This is a genomic window from Sphingomonas mangrovi (assembly GCF_047975845.1).
Classification (GTDB): domain Bacteria; phylum Pseudomonadota; class Alphaproteobacteria; order Sphingomonadales; family Sphingomonadaceae; genus Sphingomonas.
The window spans coordinates 19,611-37,172 of record NZ_JBIUCZ010000004.1 but is presented as its reverse complement, the minus strand read 5'-3'; the positions used below and the strand labels follow the sequence as shown (position 1 = coordinate 37,172).

16 protein-coding genes and 1 tRNA gene are annotated in these 17,562 nt (G+C 70.8%); 6 read left to right on the top strand and 11 right to left on the bottom strand.

Annotated elements, in window-relative coordinates; translation table 11 throughout:
- Positions 1-47: 47 nt before the first annotated feature.
- Genes ACBY01_RS03515 through ACBY01_RS03505 form a run of 3 tightly spaced genes read right to left on the bottom strand, consistent with a single transcriptional unit; the run spans position 48 to position 2,801 of the window.
- Complete coding sequence (locus ACBY01_RS03515; protein WP_416459385.1) at positions 48-527, bottom strand: DUF2497 domain-containing protein; 480 nt, start codon at positions 525-527, stop codon at positions 48-50.
- Between the two features lie 15 nt (positions 528-542).
- Entirely contained in the window at positions 543-2,111 is a 1,569-nt protein-coding gene (locus tag ACBY01_RS03510; protein WP_416459384.1) for a TolC family outer membrane protein, read from the bottom strand.
- Between the two features lie 24 nt (positions 2,112-2,135).
- Entirely contained in the window at positions 2,136-2,801 is a 666-nt protein-coding gene (locus ACBY01_RS03505) for a protein-L-isoaspartate O-methyltransferase family protein (RefSeq protein WP_416459383.1), read from the bottom strand.
- A 217-nt stretch (positions 2,802-3,018) separates the two neighbouring features.
- On the opposite strand from ACBY01_RS03505, the gene ACBY01_RS03500 reads away from it, so the two are divergent.
- A tRNA-Cys gene (locus tag ACBY01_RS03500) sits at positions 3,019-3,092 on the top strand.
- An 81-nt stretch (positions 3,093-3,173) separates the two neighbouring features.
- Here the strand turns inward: ACBY01_RS03500 and ACBY01_RS03495 are convergent.
- Both ACBY01_RS03495 and ACBY01_RS03490 read right to left on the bottom strand, forming a co-directional pair.
- Positions 3,174-4,811 carry a Na+/H+ antiporter gene (locus ACBY01_RS03495; RefSeq protein WP_416459382.1) on the bottom strand — a complete coding sequence of 546 codons (1,638 nt, stop codon included), beginning with the start codon at positions 4,809-4,811 and terminating at the stop codon, positions 3,174-3,176.
- Between the two features lie 108 nt (positions 4,812-4,919).
- Positions 4,920-5,522, bottom strand: coding sequence for a hypothetical protein (locus ACBY01_RS03490; RefSeq protein ID WP_416459381.1), 603 nt, complete (start codon positions 5,520-5,522; stop codon positions 4,920-4,922).
- A gap of 428 nt (positions 5,523-5,950) precedes the next feature.
- On the opposite strand from ACBY01_RS03490, the gene ACBY01_RS03485 reads away from it, so the two are divergent.
- Together ACBY01_RS03485 and ACBY01_RS03480 are read left to right on the top strand one after the other, a co-directional pair.
- Complete coding sequence (locus ACBY01_RS03485) at positions 5,951-6,838, top strand: SMP-30/gluconolactonase/LRE family protein (RefSeq protein WP_416459380.1); 888 nt, start codon at positions 5,951-5,953, stop codon at positions 6,836-6,838.
- 191 nt (positions 6,839-7,029) lie between these two features.
- Positions 7,030-7,740 (top strand): Crp/Fnr family transcriptional regulator, encoded by a 711-nt coding sequence (locus ACBY01_RS03480; protein WP_416459379.1) that lies wholly within the window; start codon positions 7,030-7,032, stop codon positions 7,738-7,740.
- 22 nt (positions 7,741-7,762) lie between these two features.
- Here the strand turns inward: ACBY01_RS03480 and ACBY01_RS03475 are convergent, their stop codons facing one another.
- A complete protein-coding gene (locus ACBY01_RS03475; RefSeq protein ID WP_416459378.1) occupies positions 7,763-8,311 on the bottom strand; it encodes a hypothetical protein in 549 nt (182 codons plus the stop codon).
- Between the two features lie 126 nt (positions 8,312-8,437).
- Here ACBY01_RS03475 and hemN point away from each other — a divergent pair, with 126 nt between their 5' ends.
- Complete coding sequence (gene hemN, locus ACBY01_RS03470) at positions 8,438-9,748, top strand: oxygen-independent coproporphyrinogen III oxidase (protein WP_416459377.1); 1,311 nt, start codon at positions 8,438-8,440, stop codon at positions 9,746-9,748.
- 82 nt (positions 9,749-9,830) lie between these two features.
- Positions 9,831-11,054 (top strand): flavin monoamine oxidase family protein, encoded by a 1,224-nt coding sequence (locus ACBY01_RS03465; RefSeq protein WP_416459376.1) that lies wholly within the window; start codon positions 9,831-9,833, stop codon positions 11,052-11,054.
- On the opposite strand, the gene ACBY01_RS03460 is transcribed toward ACBY01_RS03465, so the two are convergent.
- Genes ACBY01_RS03460 through ACBY01_RS03450 form a run of 3 tightly spaced genes read right to left on the bottom strand, consistent with a single transcriptional unit; the run spans position 11,051 to position 14,225 of the window.
- Positions 11,051-11,884, bottom strand: coding sequence for an HpcH/HpaI aldolase/citrate lyase family protein (locus tag ACBY01_RS03460; protein WP_416459375.1), 834 nt, complete (start codon positions 11,882-11,884; stop codon positions 11,051-11,053). The genes ACBY01_RS03465 and ACBY01_RS03460 overlap by 4 nt on opposite strands.
- A complete protein-coding gene (locus ACBY01_RS03455) occupies positions 11,881-12,333 on the bottom strand; it encodes a MaoC family dehydratase (RefSeq protein ID WP_416459374.1) in 453 nt (150 codons plus the stop codon). Before ACBY01_RS03455 ends, ACBY01_RS03460 begins: the two co-directional genes overlap by 4 nt.
- Entirely contained in the window at positions 12,333-14,225 is a 1,893-nt protein-coding gene (locus ACBY01_RS03450; RefSeq protein WP_416459373.1) for an acetyl/propionyl/methylcrotonyl-CoA carboxylase subunit alpha, read from the bottom strand. Before ACBY01_RS03450 ends, ACBY01_RS03455 begins: the two co-directional genes overlap by 1 nt.
- A gap of 71 nt (positions 14,226-14,296) precedes the next feature.
- On the opposite strand from ACBY01_RS03450, the gene ACBY01_RS03445 reads away from it, so the two are divergent.
- Positions 14,297-14,626 (top strand): GIY-YIG nuclease family protein, encoded by a 330-nt coding sequence (locus tag ACBY01_RS03445; RefSeq protein ID WP_416459372.1) that lies wholly within the window; start codon positions 14,297-14,299, stop codon positions 14,624-14,626.
- A 32-nt stretch (positions 14,627-14,658) separates the two neighbouring features.
- On the opposite strand, the gene ACBY01_RS03440 is transcribed toward ACBY01_RS03445, so the two are convergent.
- A complete protein-coding gene (locus tag ACBY01_RS03440) occupies positions 14,659-16,260 on the bottom strand; it encodes a carboxyl transferase domain-containing protein (protein WP_416459371.1) in 1,602 nt (533 codons plus the stop codon).
- A gap of 121 nt (positions 16,261-16,381) precedes the next feature.
- The gene (locus ACBY01_RS03435; protein ID WP_416459370.1) at positions 16,382-17,548 is read right to left on the bottom strand and encodes an isovaleryl-CoA dehydrogenase; all 1,167 of its coding nucleotides are present in this window, start codon (positions 17,546-17,548) and stop codon (positions 16,382-16,384) included.
- Positions 17,549-17,562: the final 14 nt, after the last annotated feature.

Genomic DNA, 17,562 nt, shown 5'->3' with positions numbered 1-17,562 from the left:
CATGGCGCAGCCACCGCGCGGACGCAAGCGCGCCCGCGGCGGCGCGGCTATTCGCGGCCGCTGATCCGGGCGATCTCCCGCGCGACCATCGCCTCGACGATCTCGGGGAGCTTGGCGTCGAGCCAGTCGCGCAGCATCGGGCGCAGCATCTCGCGCACCAGCCCTTCGAGCGAATCGGCACCGGGCGCGCCGGGCTTCACCACCATCCGCGACAGCGCCTCCAGCGCGCCGCGGCTCGCCTCGGCGGCGCGTTCGGACAGGATTGTCGGATCGGTGGCGGCCGGCTCGGCGCGGTGCGCCGCCGGCTGCGGCTGTGCACGCGGCGGCAGCGGCTCGGACACCGCGTCGTTGAGCTCCAGCACCTCGTCGTCGTCCTCGTCGGGCGCCGGCGGCAGCGGCTGGCGGAGCGGACGGCGACCGCGCGGGACGCCGGGGCCCTCGCCTTCCTCGGCGATGATCCGTTTGATCGAAGAGAGGATGTCCTCCATCGACGTCTCGGTACTGATGTCCCCCACGGCGAACCTCATGGCCTTCCTGACCGATCAGCTGTCGGGGTTTGCGGGATTGGTGTCAACGGGGCGCGTCGTGGCGTCGCCGCCGCGCCGGCTCGCCGCATCGCTGCCGTCGGTGACGCCGTACGGATTGACGTCGTGGCGAAGCTCCGGCTCCAGCTCGCGCGTGACCACCGGAGTCTGCGCCGGCGTGCCAACCGTCGTGCTGGCGACGGGCGTCGGCTGCGGATCGCTGTCCCAGTCCCAGATGCGGTTGCGCACGCGGCTGTAGTTGGCGGTCGGATCGTAGAGCGCACCGCCGTCGAGCCCCAGGTCCTGTGCCTCCGCACGTCCCATCGCCGCCAGCAGCGCGAACCCGGCGACATAGGCGTCGCGGCGGGCGGACACGAGCTGGATCTGCGAGTTGAGCAGTTCCTGCTCGGCGTTGAGGATGTCCAGGATGGTGCGCGTGCCGACGCTGTTCTCGGCGCGCACGCCCTCCAGCGACAGGCGGTTGGCCGAAACCTGCACCTCGGAGGACTGGATGACGCGCAGCGACGACTGCCAGGCGGCGAAGGCCGATCGCGCGTCGGACACCACGCCGCGCTCGACCTGAGTCACGCGCTCGATCGCCGAGCTTTCGATCGCCTGCGCGCGGCGCACCTGCGCGGCGGGACGGCCGCCCTGGAACAGCGGCAACGACAGCTGCAATCCCGCGGTGGCGGCGGCGCCGTCCTGCTGGATGCGGATGCCGTTCACGTCGGGCACCGAATTGAGCGTGGTCGAATAGTTGCCGCCCGCCACGGCCGCGACGCTCGGCAGGCGGCCGGCACGGGCGACGCGGACGTCAAAGCCGGCGGCGTCGCTCTCGCGCTGCGCCGCCTGGAGCGCGGGATTGTTGTCGATCGCCACCGACACCGCGCCCTGCGGATCGGCGGGGAGGTTCGGAAGCTCGGGCGGCGGCGCCAGCACGTCGGCGGACGCGCCCGTCACCTCGACGTACGTCTCGCGGCTGCTGATCAGCTGCGCCTCGGCACTGCGCAGCTGCGCCTGGGCCGAGGCGAGCCGTGCCTCCGACTGGGCGACGTCGGTGCGGGTCAGGTCGCCCACCTCGAAGCGGTCGCGCGATGCCTGAAGGTTGACCTCCAGCACGCGCAGGTTCTGCTGGTTGAGGCGGACGATCGCCTCGTCGCGGAGCACGTCGTTGTAGGCGGCGACCACCTGGGTGAAGACGTTCGCCTCCACGCTGCGCAGGTTCGCGCGCCCCGCCTCGACCCGCCGCTCGGCCGCGCGCACCGAGTTGCGGACCGCACCCCCGGCGTAGAGCGGGACCGACAGGTTCACCCCCGCCGACGCCGTGCGCCGCGGCTGCGCGATGCTGGCGTTGTTGGTGTTGAGCACATTCTCGGTGAAGGTGGAGTCGGCGCTCAGCTGCGGCAGGCCGGAGGCGCGCGCGATCGGCACGCCTTCGTCGGTGGCACGCAGGTTGGCGCGCTCCCCCGTCAGCTGCGGGTTGCTGGCATAGGTCCGCAACAGCGCATCGCGCAGCGTCTCCGCCCCCGCGGACGACGCCGCACATGCCGCCAGACTGACCCCGGCGATCCACCGAAACGCGCGCATACTCCCCCCTTTGGCTTGCGCGGCTTAGAACTGGAAGCTTGGCGGTTTCGCGAACCCCGGCAGCACCACGCAATCGGTATCCGCGAAATCGGCCAGTCCGAAGCCGCCTTCGCTGCGCCGGCCCGCCGCCAGCCGCGTCACCCCGCGGTCGGCGATGCCGGTGACGATCCGCCCGTCGGCCTTGACCTGAGCGACGATCGCGTCCGGCACGGAGTCCACCGCGCCGTCGATCACGATCGCGTCATAAGGTCCGCCCTCGGCCCAGCCGGCTGCCAGCGGCCCCTCGACCACCGTGACGTTGCCCGCCCCCGCGAGCGCGTCGCGCGCCTGACCGGCGAGCGTGGCATCCGCCTCCAGCGCGACCACCGATCCGGCCAGCTTGGCGAGCACGGCCGCGGTGTAGCCGGTCGCCGCGCCGATCAGCAGCACGCGATCGGTCGAGGCGACGTCCGCCTCGGTCACCAGCCGGGCCGAGGCGAGCGGCGGGTTCATCGCGCGGCCGTTGCCCAGCGCCACTTCCCGGTCATGGTAGGCGATCGCACGCTGCGCCGCCGGCACGAACCGCTCGCGCGGCACCTCGCCCATCACCTTTACGACCCGCGAATCGTCCACGGCGCTGGTCCGCAGCTGGCTCACCACCATCGCGTGCCGCATGTCCTCGAAGCGGAGAGTAGCTGCCGAACCGTCCATGATGCTCCTGTCGCACGTCTGTATTATTCGTGCAATACACTAGTTGAGAAGACGCTATGTACTTCGCGCCTGCGGTGGCGCCAAGCGACCGGCGCCATTTTTCGGTGCCGGAGTGGAGCCACCTGGGCCCGCATGCCGGCCGGCCCCGAAGCGCCGGATGCGAAACGCGGTTGACCGGACGGCGAAAACCGAGCAAGTGCCCGCCTCCCGACGTCGAGGCCCGATGGCGGAGTGGTGACGCAGAGGACTGCAAATCCTTGCACCCGGGTTCGATTCCCGGTCGGGCCTCCATCTTCCTCGCAGCCGGCGTCTGCTGAGCCTTCCGTCGGCACCATCGCTCCGAGACAGTGACGCCCCCGGAGCCGCCCGGCCTCAGTCGCGGTAGCGTGCCTCGAGCAGGTCGAGTTCGCGCACCAGCTTGTTGGCGGTGGCCGAGCCGATGCTGCGATCGCGCGCGCTGCGGAAGATCGCGGCGCGCTCCGCCTTGAGGCCGGCGAGGCGGAGGTCGCGCTCGATGCGGTCCTGACGTCGCGTTGCTTCCGCCGCCTCGCCCGACTGGCTACGCGCTTCGATCCGGCCGCGATACAGATCCATCACCCGTGCGCCTGCGGCGGCATAAAGGTCGGCGTCGCTGCGTCCGGCGGCGAGTTCGTGCTGGACCCGCTCGATCTCGCGGATCGCCGCTTCGGCCGCGGCGACGCGCGCGCCATCTTCCTCGGCATGCGCCAAATCGTCCCCCGGCATCTTCAGCCCGCGAAGCAGCAGCGGTAGGCCGATGCTGGCGATGATCAGCGAGGTGACGATCACCCCGGCGGCGAGAAAGATCGCGAGATCGCGAGCGGGAAACGGCGTGCCGTCCGCGGCGACCAGCGGCAGCGTCAGCACGCCCGCCAGCGTGATCGCACCGCGAACCCCCGCAAACGACATCGCCGCGACCAGCCGCCATTCGGGGCTGCGCGTCGTGTCGCCGCGACGTCGGCGGCGGAGCAACGTCAACCGCAGCGACAACCAGACCCAGGCGAAGCGCAACGCCGCGAGACCGAGGGTGATCGCCAACACATAGGCCGCCAGCCACCAGGCATGTTGATGTCCGGACTGCTGCACCGTGGCGCTGGCGCCGCGCAGAATCGCCGGCAGCTGCTCGCCCAGCAGCACGAAGATGATGCCATTGGCGGTGAACTGGATCGTGTCCCACACCGAATTACGCCGCATGCGGGTGGCGGGCAGCGCCTGCCGGGAAATCTCGGCGAAGCTCATCGTGACGCCTGCCGCCACCGCAGCGAGGATGCCGGAGCAGTGGAAATGCTCGGCGAGCAGATAGGAGGCGAAGGGGATCAGCAGGCTGACCAGGATCTGCGATCCCGTCTCCTCGCCGAAGCGCTTCGACACGCGGTACTTGGTCCAGGTGACCGCCATCGTCACGGCGACGCCGATCGCGAGGCCGCCGAACGCGACCCACAGGAAGCTGAGCGCCGCGCTGGAGGCGGAGAAGCTGCCGGTCAGCGCGGCGGCGACCGCGAAGCGCAGGCAGACGAGCCCCGACGCGTCGTTGAGCAGCGATTCGCCCTCCAGGATGTGCATCATCCGCTTGGGGATCGGCACGCGCGCGGCGATGGCGGAGACCGCGATCGGATCGGTGGGAGAGACGACCGCCGCGAGCGCGAACGCCACCGCAAGCGGCATCGCCGGGATCATCCAATGGATGAACAGCCCCATGCCGATCACCGTCAGCACGACCAGCCCGAGCGCGAGGTCGACCACGGTCGAGATGTCCTTGAACAGCTCGTCCTTGGGAATACGCCAGCCGTCGAGGAACAGCAGCGGCGGCAGGAACAGGAAGAAGAACAGCTCGGGGTCGAGCTCGACCCGCCATTCGGCTGCCAGCCCGATCGCACCGCCCAGTGCGATCTGCACGATCGGCGTCGGCACCGAAACGGGCACCATCCGCGAGAGTGCGCCGCTGACCACCACCGCCAGCAGCAGCACGAGAACGATCGTCACGGACTCCAACAGCCACTCCAAAAAAGTCGGGGACGGCATGGGCACGCGCCTGCGCCCACGTCCGTCCCCTACCCTAGCCGCCGGGAGTCACCGGATGCAAACCGGCGGAGCGCTCCCTCACCGAGAGGCGACGCGCACGCCCTTGGCCATCGTCACCTCGGTCGAGCCGAGCAGCACCGCCGGGTCGACGCCGAGCCGCGGTACGGGCGACTGCTGGCCGGACTTCCACGCCGCAAGCTCGACGCGATAAAGGTCGTAGTTGCGATAAAATTCGACGAACGGCTGGTCGAGCTGCGGCAGGGCGCCGAGCGCGAAGCTCTCGAACCCGCCGGCCGGCAGCGCCGCGGCGCTGGCGATCATCGGCACCGCGCGTGCGCAGAACTCCTTCTGCACCGGCGGCTGGGCGAAGAAATTGTAGAGGCGCGTCATGGAGTCATCCAGGCGGTCCTGCCAGTCGCCGCCGCCCTTGCGATACTCCGCCTCCAGCGTCTTGTACGCCGCGGTCAGGTTCTTGCCCTGCGTCCGGAGCAAGGTGTTGTACTGCGCGACGATGGTCGGGTCCGACACGTTGCACTGGAGCGCGGCGACGTTGAGCGCGCTGCGCAGGTGCCACACCGTCGCCGCCGACGAGAGCGCGCGATTGGGCGTCGGATAGCTGCCGTCGGGCAGCGCCACCGGCGTCATCAGCCCCGCGGCGGCGCCGGATGGCGGCGTCGGCATCGGCGCCGGGGTCGGCGCGGGCGCGGGCGGCGGAGGCGGCGGCGCGGGTTCCGGCTTGCGGGCGCAACTCGCCAACGCCAGCGCGCCCACGGCGACGAGGAGGTGCAGCTTATGAGCTCGATACATGATTACGCTTCCACTCCCTGAACTGTCCCAGATTCGCACGGGACAGGTAACCGGATGGTTAACGGCGTCGCGACTCTCATCGGGCGCGGTTTGCCGGCCGTCTGCCGGAGCGCCTGCTTGACAGTGCGCGACCGGCCCCGGATGCTGCTCCGGACCATCACCACCGGCGGTAGGAGAGGATCGCTGCAGGCTTGTCGCGCAAGCTGCGGCCGCACGCCCTCTCCCCGCGACAAGAGGGCCTCGTTCGTGATCCTTTCGCGCCTTTCGTTCCTTGCCGTCTCCTCCTGCACGGAGGCGTTGTGATGGCGGTACAGCGCAGCGAGCCGGTCAGCATCCTTCAGCTCGGCGCCCCGCTCGGCGAAGGCCCCGTGTGGGTCGAGCGCGAGGCCGCGCTGTGGTTCGTCGACATCAAGAGCCACCGTATCCACCGCCTCGATCCGGTCAGCAATGCGACGCGCAGCTGGCAGGCCCCCGGCCAGTGCGGCTTCGTGCTGCCGTCCGCGGACGGCAAGTTCGTCGCCGGGCTCCAGACCGGCCTCGCCCGCTTCGATCCGGCGACCGGCGCGTTCGAACCGCTGGTCGATCCCGAGCCGCAGTTGCCGGGGAATCGCCTCAACGACGGCACCGTCGACCCGCGCGGCCGGCTGTGGTTCGGCACGATGGACGACGGCGAGACCGCCGAGAGCGGGACGATCTACCGCCTCGCCGCCGACGGCCGGTGCGTCGCCTCGACGCCGTCGTGCGCGATCACCAACGGCCCGGCGTTCAGCCCCGACGGCGGCACCATCTACCACGTCGATACCGCCAAGGGGCTGATCCACGCCTGCGCAGTGGGCGAGGATGGCACGCTCACGGACTCGCGGCTGTTCGCCTCGATCCCCAATGCGGAAGGCCACCCGGACGGCCCGACCGTCGATGCCGAGGGCTGCATCTGGGTCGGGCTCTACAACGGCTGGGGCGTGCGCCGCTATTCGCCTGCGGGCGAGTTGCTCGAGCACATCGACTTCCCGGTGAGCGCGATCACCAAGGTGGCGTTCGGCGGTCCCGACCGGCGCACCCTCTATGCGACCACCGCCGCCAAGCACCTGTCCGACGCCGAGCGCGCCGAACAGCCGCACGCCGGCGACCTGTTCGCGTTCGAGGTCGACGTGCCGGGCATCGCCGCGGTCGAGATTCGGGACGGCATCTGAAAAAAAGGCGGGCCGCCGCACGGGCAGCCCGTCAAGGGGGGAAGATTGTCGCGCGGAGGCTCGCGAGAGCGTCCGGGCGGCGATCCTATCCTCGTTCGCACAGTTGCCGCCAAGACGCATTGACCCGTATCAACGTCGTTCCGGTCGGCTTTTAGGCGACAAAGCAATCCATGTTGCCTATAGGGCGCGTCATGGCAGCGATCGAGATTTGCGCCGACTGTTCGGTGCGGGACCTGGCTTTGTGCGGCAGCCTGACGGACGGCGAACTCACGGCGCTGAACGCGCTGGGTCGTCGCCAGCACCTCACCAAGGGCGAGACGATGATCTGGGCCGGCGACGAGAGCGTTGTCTGCGGCAACCTGTTGTCCGGCGTGCTCAAGCTCAGCGCCTCGACCGCCGACGGCCGCGAGCAGATCGTTGGGCTGCACTATCCGGCGGACTTCATCGGCCGCCCCTATGCCGATGCCGCCGACTTCACCGTCACCGCGCTGACCGACTCCGAGCTCTGCGTCTTTCCGCGCAAGCAGTTCGAACAGGTGCTGGAGGATCACGCCCGCATGGAGCGGCTGCTGCTCCAGCGGACGTTCGCCGCGCTCGACGAGGCGCGCAGCCGCATGCTGATGCTGGGCCGCAAGTCGGCCGAGGAGAAAATCGCCGGCTTCCTGCTCGACATGGCCGATCGCGCCGGCAGCACCGCCTGCCGCGCGAGCGTCGAGGGGCCGATCACCTTCGACCTGCCGCTGACCCGCGGCCAGATCGCCGACGTGCTCGGCCTGACGATCGAGACGGTCAGCCGCCAGATGACCAAGCTGAAGACCGCTGGCGTCATCGGACTGCCCGGCGGCCGCGCGATCACGCTGCGCGACCGCGCCGCACTCCAGGAACGCGCCGAACCGGCCTGAGCCGCGTCCCGGCTGCCGCCGCTCAGCCGCTGCGGCAGCTCGCCTGCAGCCGCGTGTCGAGCAGCATCCGCGCCGCGATCGTCAGCCGCTTGTCGGCGAGCGTGCGGATCGCCAGTTCCTCGAACGCGATCGCCCCCCGGCACGCATCGAAGAAGCAGCGCAGCATATAGCCGAGCGTCGCCGCGCAGGGCCCGCGCTCCACCGTGTGCGGGCGCAGGGCCGAGAGCAGGTCCTGCGCCTGCACCGCGCAGGCGACATGGCGCGCACGGACATGGCCGAGCAGCGTGTCGCCGAGCGGCTCCGCGTCGGGCCCGCCGAACAGCGTTTCCAGCAACGCCTCCTCGCGCGCGATCTGGTCGGTGGCATGCGCGTCGAGGCGATGGCACAGCTCGGCGATCTCCTCGGCTTCGGGGAGGTCGGGCAGGCCGTCGGCGCACCCTTCCAGCAGCTGGCAGAGCTGCTCGGTGCGGATGTGCTCGGACAGCAGGGGCACGAGGTCGATCTCGTCGATCACGTGCCACCGACGCGCATAGGGCCGAATGCTGTCGTGCAGGGGCTGGGCGTGGATCATGGGGGGACCTCCGACCGGCGTTGTGCGGGGCGCACTGCGCCGCGGCGTTGACCGGCGTCAAAAGCGCCGCGCCCGAGTTTGACGCGCATCAACGTACGCGGACCTCCGGGAGCGGAAAGGCAACGCATGCACCGCTATCTGCCCGATCTCGCGCGCCGTTCCGTGCCCCGCTACACCAGCTATCCGACCGCGGCGGAGTTCCACGCCGGCGTCGGCCCGGCCGAGCAGGCCGAGGCGCTGGCGGCGATCGCGCCGGACACGCCGGTCTCGCTCTACGTCCACATCCCCTATTGCCACGAGATCTGCTGGTACTGCGGGTGCAACACCGGCGCGATCGGCCGCGCCTCTCGGCTCGACGCCTATCTCGCAGCGCTGGAGCAGGAAGTCGCGGCGGTGGCGGCGCGGATGCACGGCCGGGTCGTGGCGATCCACTTCGGCGGCGGCAGCCCCAACGCGCTGCCGCCCGAGGACTTCGTGCGGTTGACCGACCTGCTCCGCCGCAGCTTCGCCTGCGCCGAGCGGCTGGAGATCGCCGCCGAGCTCGATCCGCGGACTCTCGACGCGCGCTATGCCGAGGCGCTGGCACGCGCCGGCGTGACCCGCGTCAGCCTGGGCGCGCAGTGCTTCGCACCGCACGTCCAGCGCGCGATCAACCGCATCCAGCCCTATGAGATGGTGCGCCAGGCGGTGCTCGACCTGCGCGCCGCCGGGATCGCCGCGGTCAACCTCGACCTCATGTACGGCCTGCCGCACCAGACCTCCGAGGATCTGGCCGACACGCTCGCTGCGGCGCTCGACCTCGCGCCGGACCGGATCGCGATGTTTGGCTATGCGCATATGCCCCGATTGTTGCCGCGCCAGCGGATGATCCCCGACGAAGCACTGCCCGACGCCGCGCAGCGCTTCGCCCAGAGCGCGCTCGCCTACGACATCCTCGTCGCCGCGGGCTATGCCGCGATCGGCTTCGACCATTTCGCCCGTCCCGAAGACAGCCTCGCCCGTGCCGCCGCAACGGGGACGCTGCGCCGCAACTTCCAGGGCTTCACCGACGAGCCGGGCGAGGCGATCGTCGGCCTCGGCGCCTCGTCGATCAGCCAATACGATGGCCTGCTGGTGCAGAACGAGAAACATGTCGGGCGCTATCGGCTGCGCGTCGCCAACGGCGGACTCGCTGCGGTGCGCGGCGTAGAGCGCACCGCCGACGACCGGCTGCGCTCCGGGCTGATCGAGCGGCTGCTGTGCGACGGCCAGGTCGACGCCGCCCCCGCCCCCGACGCCCTGCCCGCGCTGGCCGAGCTGGCGGAAGAAGGCCTGGTGCGGCTCGACGGCAGCCGGGTGACGGTGCTCGCCGACGGACGGCCGTACGCCCGCCTCGCCGCCGCGGCGTTCGACCGCTATCGCCAGCCTGACGCGCAGCGCTTCAGCAAGGCGGTGTAGGCGGAAAGCCCGGACGGGTCGCGCGTTGGGGTGGCATGAACCCGCCCCTGCTTCTGCGCTCGTCCGAGCCGCCACGCCTGCCATGACCGAGATCGACATCGCCATCATCGGCGCCGGTGCCGCCGGCATCGGCGCCGCACGTCGGCTGCATGGACGCGGGCGCAGCGTGCTGCTGGTCGAGGCAAGCGACCGCATCGGCGGGCGGGCATGGACGCTGGGCGTCCAGGGCATGCCGCTCGATCTGGGCTGCGGCTGGCTGCATTCGGCCGAGCGCAATCCCTGGGTGGGCATCGCCGAGCACGCCGGCTTCGCGATCGACCGCAGCACCTCGGCCTGGGGCGAGCAGCTGCGCGACGTAGGCTTTCCGCCCGCCGAGCAGGAGGCCGCCGGCGCCGCGTTCGCCACCTGGGACGCACGGCTGCGCGACGATCCTCCCGCCAGCGACCGCGCCGCCGACGCGCTGCCGAGGGACGGGCGGTGGAATGCCTACGTCGAGGCGCTGAGCGGCTACATCAACGGCACCGGCCTCGCCGATCTCTCGGTCGCCGACTATCGCGCCTATGACGATGCCGCCAGCGACACCAACTGGCGGGTTCCCGAAGGCTATGGCACGCTCGTCGCCTCGCAGCTGCCGCCGATCCCCGTCCGGACAAGCACCCCCGTCCGCCGCATCCGCGACGACGGCGACCGGCTGGTGCTGGAGACGCCGCGCGGCGCCGTGCGGGCGCGGGTGGCGATCGTCACCGTCGCGACGCCGGTGCTAGCCAACGGCGGCCTGCGACTGCCGGCGCGCTACGACGACCGCTGCCACGCTGCCGCCCGGCTGCCGCTCGGCCTCGCCAACAAGCTGTTCCTGCGCCTCGCCGATCCGGAGGCGGTGCCGCCCGAAAGCCATCTGCTCGGCAACCCGCACTCGGCCGGGACCGGCAGCTATTACCTCCGACCGTTCGGCCGGCCGGTGGTGGAGGGTTTCTTCGGCGGCAGCGGCGCCGCCGATCTCGAGTCGGCGGGCGCCGATGCCAGCGCCGCCTTCGCGCGCGAGGAACTGGGCGCGCTGCTCGGCAGCGACTTTGCGCGCGGGCTGCGGCTGGTCGCCGCCTCCGCCTGGGGACAGGCCGACGGGTTCGGCGGATCGTACAGCCACGCGCTGCCCGGCCACGCGGATGCGCGCACGACGCTCGCCGGCCCCGACGATCGCCTGCTCTTCGCCGGCGAGGCGTGCTCGCGCACCGACTTCTCCACCGCGCACGGCGCGTTGGCGACCGGCGAAGCCGCTGCCGACGCGGCGCTTGCCCTGCTCCGCTAGACGCCCGCCCGCTGGAGCAGCCGCTGCGCCTGCTTGAGGTGGGGTGCGTCGAGCATCCGGCCTTCGTGGCGCAGGACCCCCGCGCCCGGCGCCGCGGCGAAGGCGGCGACCACGGCCTCTGCGTCGGCGACCTGCGCGGGCGTGGGGGTGAAGGCGGCGTTGATCACCGGCACCTGCGCCGGATGGAGCGCGAGCATGCCGGTGAAGCCGTCGCGCGCCGCGCGCGCCGCGTAGCGCGCCAGCCCCTCGGCATCGGCGAGCGCGGGATAGACGGTGTCGATCGCCGCCACGCCCGCGGCATGCGCGCCGAACAGCGCGAGCGCGCGCACCATCTCGTAAGGCGGCGTATACCGGCCGTCCTCCTCACGAGAAGTGGCGGCCCCGATGGCGGCGGGCAGATCCTCGGCCCCCCAACTGATGCCGAGGAGCCGGTCGGCGACCTCGGCGTAGCTGCCGAGCGCGAACACCGCCGCGGGCGTCTCGGTCGCGATCGGCAGGATCGGCGGCGCACCCTCGCCCAACCGCTCGGCCAGCCGGCGAACGCTCGCAGCGCCCTCCGCCTTGGGCAGCACGATCGCGTCGGCGGCATGCGCGACCGCCAAGTCGGCATCGAGCCGACCGGCATCGAGCGGGTTGATCCGCACCAGCCGCAACACGCCGTCGGCGGGTTGCGCCAGGAACTTCGCGACTTCCGCCGCTGCGGCCTCCTTGGCATCCGGATGCACCGAATCCTCCAGGTCGAGGATGATCGCATCCGCGCCGCTCGCCGCCGCCTTGGCGAAACGCTCGGGCCGGTCGGCAGGAACGAACAGCAGCGACCGCAGCCTCACGATCCGCTCCGCCGCAACAGCGCCGTACGCAGGCAGTCGCACACCACCGCGTCGCGCTGGTTGAACAGCTGGTGGCGGAAGGTGACGATCCCTGCCTCGGGCCGCGAGCGGCTGTCGCGCAGTTCCACCACCTCGGTCTCGGCGCGCAGCGTGTCGCCCAGGAACACCGGCTGCGGATGGACCAGCTTGTCATAGCCTAGGTTCGCGACCAGCGTGCCGAGCGTCGTGTCGCCCACTGACAGCCCCACCATCAGCGCGAAGGTGAAGGTGCCGTTGACCAGGATCTGCCCGAACTCCGACGCGCGCGCCGCCTCCGCATCCAGGTGCAGCGGCTGCGGATTGTGGGTCATGGTCGAGAACAGCAGGTTGTCCGTCTCGGTCACCGTGCGGCGGATGTCGTGGACCAGCCGGTCGCCCACCTGCCACTGGTCGTAGAAGCGTCCTGCCATCAGCCCTCCTCCCGCTCGACACGCACCAGCAGCGCCCCTTCGCGCACCTGCGCGCCCGCCGCCGTCGGCAGTTCGGCGACCGTGCCGTCGAACGGCGCGACCAGCCCGTGCTCCATCTTCATCGCCTCCAGCGTCAGCAGCCGCTGGCCCTTGGCGACCGCCTGCCCTGCCGCCACGTCGACTGCGGTGACCCGGCCCGGCATCGGCGCCAGCAGGCTGCCGTCGGCAGCGCCCCCGCCCGCCGCACCCTCGGCGCGGAAGCGGCGGAAGCGGCGCAGCTCGCCGTCGTGCTGCACCACCGGGCCTTCGTCGGTGTCGAAGCCGCCGAACGCCTGCGTTGCCGGGGCTATGAGGTCTACCGCGTAGCGCCCGCCGCGATCGTCGACCAGCGCGACCTCCCGACGCGGGGCGGCGTTGAGGCGGAAGCCGCTCCCCCGCTCCCACGGCCCCTCGCCTTCCGGCGCCGCCAGTTCGTCGGCGGCCCAGCGCGCCATCGCATCGAGCGGCAGCGCCGGCTCGGTCAGTTCGGCCAGATGCCGTTCGATGAAGCCGGTGTCGACCGCGCCGGAGCGGAACTCCGGATGGCTGAGACACCGCGCGGCGAAGCCCAGGTTGGTGCGCACCGGCCAGACCTGCGCGAGCCGGCAGGCGGTGGCGAGCGCCTCCGCGGCGGCCTCGCGGGTGTCGCCGCGCGCGATCAGCTTGCCGAGCATCGGGTCGTACTGGTCGGACACGCGGTCGCCCGCCTCGACGCCCATGTCCGTGCGCAGGTCGAGCAGGCCCGCCTCAGGATTCGGCAGCCGCAGCACGTCGAGCGGGCCGGTGGACGGTAGAAACCCCGTCGCCGGGTCCTCGGCATAGAGCCGCGCCTCGATCGCCCAGCCGCCGATCGCCAGCTCGTCCTGGCGCAGCGGCAGCGGCTCGCCGCTCGCGACCCGCAGCTGCCATTCGACCAGGTCGATGCCGGTGATCTCCTCGGTCACAGGATGCTCGACCTGCAGCCGCGTGTTCATTTCCATGAACCAGATCCGGTCGGCGCGCAGCCCGTCCGATCCGTCGGCGATGAACTCGATCGTCCCCGCCCCGACATAGTCGACCGCCTTGGCCGCACGCACCGCGGCGGCGCAGATCGCCTCGCGCGTGTCGCCGTCCATGCCGGGCGCGGGCGCTTCCTCGATCACCTTCTGGTGGCGGCGCTGGAGCGAGCAGTCGCGTTCGAACAGGTGGACAACGTCGCCGTGGGTGTCGCCGAACACCTGCACCTCGATGTGGCGCGGGCGGGCGATGTATTTCTCGATCAGCACGCGGTCGTCGCCGAACGCCGACGCCGCTTCGCGCCGGCACGACTGGAGCAGCTCGGCGAATTGCGCGGCATCGTCCACGCGCCGCATCCCCTTGCCGCCGCCGCCGGCCACCGCCTTGATGAGCACCGGATAGCCGATCGCCTGCGCCTCGGCCGCCAGCCGTTCGGCGCTCTGGTCCTCACCGAGATAGCCCGGCGTCACCGGCACGCCGGCGTCGATCATCCGCTGCTTGGCGGCATCCTTCAGCCCCATCGCGCGGATGCTCGCCGCGTCAGGCCCGATCCACACCAGTCCGGCGGCGACCACCGCTTCCGCGAAGTCGGCGTTCTCGGACAAGAAGCCGTAGCCGGGATGAATCGCCTCCGCCCCGCTCTCGCGCGCGGCGGCGAGGATGCGCTCGCCCACCAGATAACTCTCGCGCGCCGGCGCCGGCCCGATCGCCACCGCTGCATCCGCCAGCCGCACGTGCCGGGCGTTCGCATCGGCCTCGGAGTAGACGGCGATGGTGCGGATCCCCAGCCGTCGCGCCGTGCCGATGATCCGGCACGCGATCTCGCCCCGGTTGGCGATGAGCAACGAGCCGATCATGCCTTCCCTCCGTCATGCTGAACTTGTTTCAGCATCCATGTCTCCCCACGCGCGATGCTATGGTGTTGGCGATGCCGAAGCAGCCCTGCGTCTACATCCTGGCCAGCCAGCCGCTGGGCACGCTCTACATCGGCGTCACCAGCGATCTCGTGCGGCGCCTCTACGAGCACCGCGAGAGCAATGGGTCTCAGTTCACCTCCGCCTATGCCGTCCACCGCCTCGTGCGGTACGAGCTGTTCGCGGACATGCCGACCGCCATCGCGCGCGAGAAGCAGCTGAAGCGGTGGCACCGTGCTTGGAAAATCAACCTCATCGACACCGAAAACCCGGACTGGCATGACCTTGCTGTCGGGCTTGGTCTGCCGCCGATAGCTCCGCGCCCGCGGCGAAGCGGGCCCTAAAACGAGTTCAGGGCGACGGGTGGGAAGCATGCTCACATCCGGAACACGCCGAAGCGCGGCGTCTCTGGGATCGGTGCTTCCAGCGTCGCCGCCAGTGCCAGCCCGAGCACGTCGCGCGTCTGCGCCGGATCGAGGATACCGTCGTCCCACAGCCGCGCGGTGGCGTGCCAGGGGTTGCCTTCGTCCTCATACTTCTCGCGGATCGGCGCCTTGAACGCTTCCGCTTCTTCCGGCGACCAGCGATCGGCGTCGCGGTGGACGGTGGCGAGCACGCTCGCCGCCTGCTCGCCGCCCATCACGCTGATCCGGCTGTTGGGCCAGCTGAACAGGAACCTGGGCGAATAGGCGCGCCCGCACATGCCATAGTTGCCGGCACCGAAACTGCCGCCGATCAGCACCGTAATCTTGGGCACCGAGGCGGTGGCGACCGCGGTCACCAGCTTGGCGCCGTGCTTGGCGATCCCCTCCGCCTCGTACTTGCCGCCCACCATGAAGCCGGAGATGTTCTGGAGGAACAGCAACGGCACGCGGCGCTGGCAGGCGAGCTCGATGAAGTGCGCCCCTTTCACCGCGCTTTCGCTGAACAGCACGCCGTTGTTGGCGAGGATCGCGACCGGCTGGCCCCAGATGTGCGCGAAGCCACACACCAGGCTGCTTCCGTAGAGCGGCTTGAACGCGTGAAACTCGCTGCCGTCGACCAGCCGCGCGATCACCTCGTGCACGTCGTACGGCGCGCGCACGTCCTGCGGCACGATGCCGTAGAGCTCCTGCGGGTCGTGCTTGGGCGGGCGCGGCGGCTGGCGGTTGACGCTGGCCTGCGCGGGCGGCGGCAGCGTCGAAACGATGTCGCGCACGATCGTCAGCGCATGCTCGTCGTTCTCGGCGACATGATCGACCACGCCGGAGGTGCGGCCGTGCGTTTCCGCCCCGCCCAGTTCCTCGGCGCTGATCTCCTCGCCCGTCGCCGCCTTCACCAGCGGCGGGCCGGCGAGGAAGATCGTGCCCTGGTTGCGCACGATCACGCTCTCGTCCGACATGGCGGGCACATAGGCGCCGCCCGCGGTGCAGCTGCCCATCACGCAGGCGATCTGCGGAATGCCGAGCGCCGACATGTTGGCCTGGTTGAAGAAGATGCGGCCGAAGTGGTCGCGGTCCGGAAATACCTCGGCCTGGTGCGGCAGGTTGGCGCCGCCGCTGTCGACGAGATAGATGCACGGCAGCCGGTTGGCCTCGGCGATCTCCTGCGCGCGCAGGTGCTTCTTGACGGTGAGCGGGTAGTAGGTCCCGCCCTTCACCGTCGCGTCGTTGCAGACGATCATCACCTGCCGGCCCGACACGCGGCCGATGCCGGCGATCAGCCCGGCGCCCGGCACCTCGCCGCCGTAGAGGTCGTGCGCGGCGAGCTGGCCGATCTCCAGGAACGGCGCGCCGGGGTCGAGCAGCCGCTCGACGCGCTCGCGCGGCAGCAGCTTGCCGCGCGCGGTGTGGCGCTCGCGGGCACGCTCGCTACCGCCGAGAGCCGCGGTTGCGACGTCAGCGCGGAGCCGCTCGGCCAGCGCGCGGTTGTGTGCGGCGTTGGCTTTGAACGTCTGGCTGTCGGGCGCGACGTTGGTCGACAGGACCGGCGCGCTCACCGGCTTCCTCCCCCGTCATGCTGAACTTGTTTCAGCATCCACCGTGCCCCAAGCACCGACATCGCAAGCGGAGAGATGGACCCTGAAACGAGTTCAGGGTGACGGTTCGTCCGGTTCATCCTCACTGCGCCACCGGCGGATTGTTGCCGACCAGCTCACGCCCGATCAGCATCCGCCGGATCTCGTTCGTGCCAGCACCGATGTCGAGCAGCTTGGCGTCGCGCAGGAACCGCTCCACCGGCCACTCCTTGGTATAGCCCGCGCCGCCCAGCGCCTGGATCGCCTCCAGCGCGACCTTCACCGCATTCTCGCTCGCCAGCAGGATCGCGCCCGCCGCGTCGAAACGCGTCGTCCGCCCGGCGTCGCAGCTGCGCGCCACCGCATAGACGTACGCGCGCGCCGAATTGAGCGCGACGTACATGTCGGCGACCTTGGCCTGCATCAGCTGGAACTCGCCGATCGGTCGGCCGAACTGGCGCCGCTCGCGCACGAACGGCAGCACCACGTCGAGACACGCCTGCATGATGCCGAGCTGGATGCCCGCCAGCACCGCACGCTCGTAATCGAGTCCCGACATCAGCACGCCGACGCCGCCGTTGAGCGGCCCCATGACGTTCTCTTCGGGCACGAAACAGTCGTTGAACACCAGCTCGGCGGTGGGGCTGCCGCGCATCCCCATCTTGTCGATCTTCTGCCCGATCGAGAAGCCGGCCATGTCCTTTTCGATCAGGAAGGCGGTGATGCCGCGACTGCCCTCACCCGTCTTGGCGTAGACGACGAGCGTGTCGGCATAGGCCGCGTTGGTGATCCAGAACTTCGTGCCGTTCAGGCGAAAGCCGCCGTCGACCGCCTCGGCGCGCAGCTTCATCGACACCACGTCGGATCCGGCGCCCGCCTCGGACATCGCCAGGCTGCCGACATGCTCGCCCGACACCAGCTTGGGCAGATACTTCGCCTTCTGCTCGGCATTGCCCCAGCGGCGGATCTGGTTGACGCATAGGTTGGAGTGCGCGCCATAGCTCAGCCCGACCGAGGCGGAGGCGCGGCTGACTTCCTCGACCGCGACGACGTGCTCGAGATAGCCGAGCCCCAGCCCGCCGAACTCTTCCTCGACGGTGATGCCGTGCAGGCCGAGTTCGCCCATCGCGGGCCAGAGATCGCGCGGGAACCAGTCCTCCGCGTCGACGCGCGCGGCGAGCGGCGCGATGCGGTCGCTCGCGAAGCGGCGCGTGGTGTCGCGGATCGCCTCGGCCATCTCGCCGAGCGCGAAGTCGAAGTCGGGGGTCAAAACGGCCTCTCCAT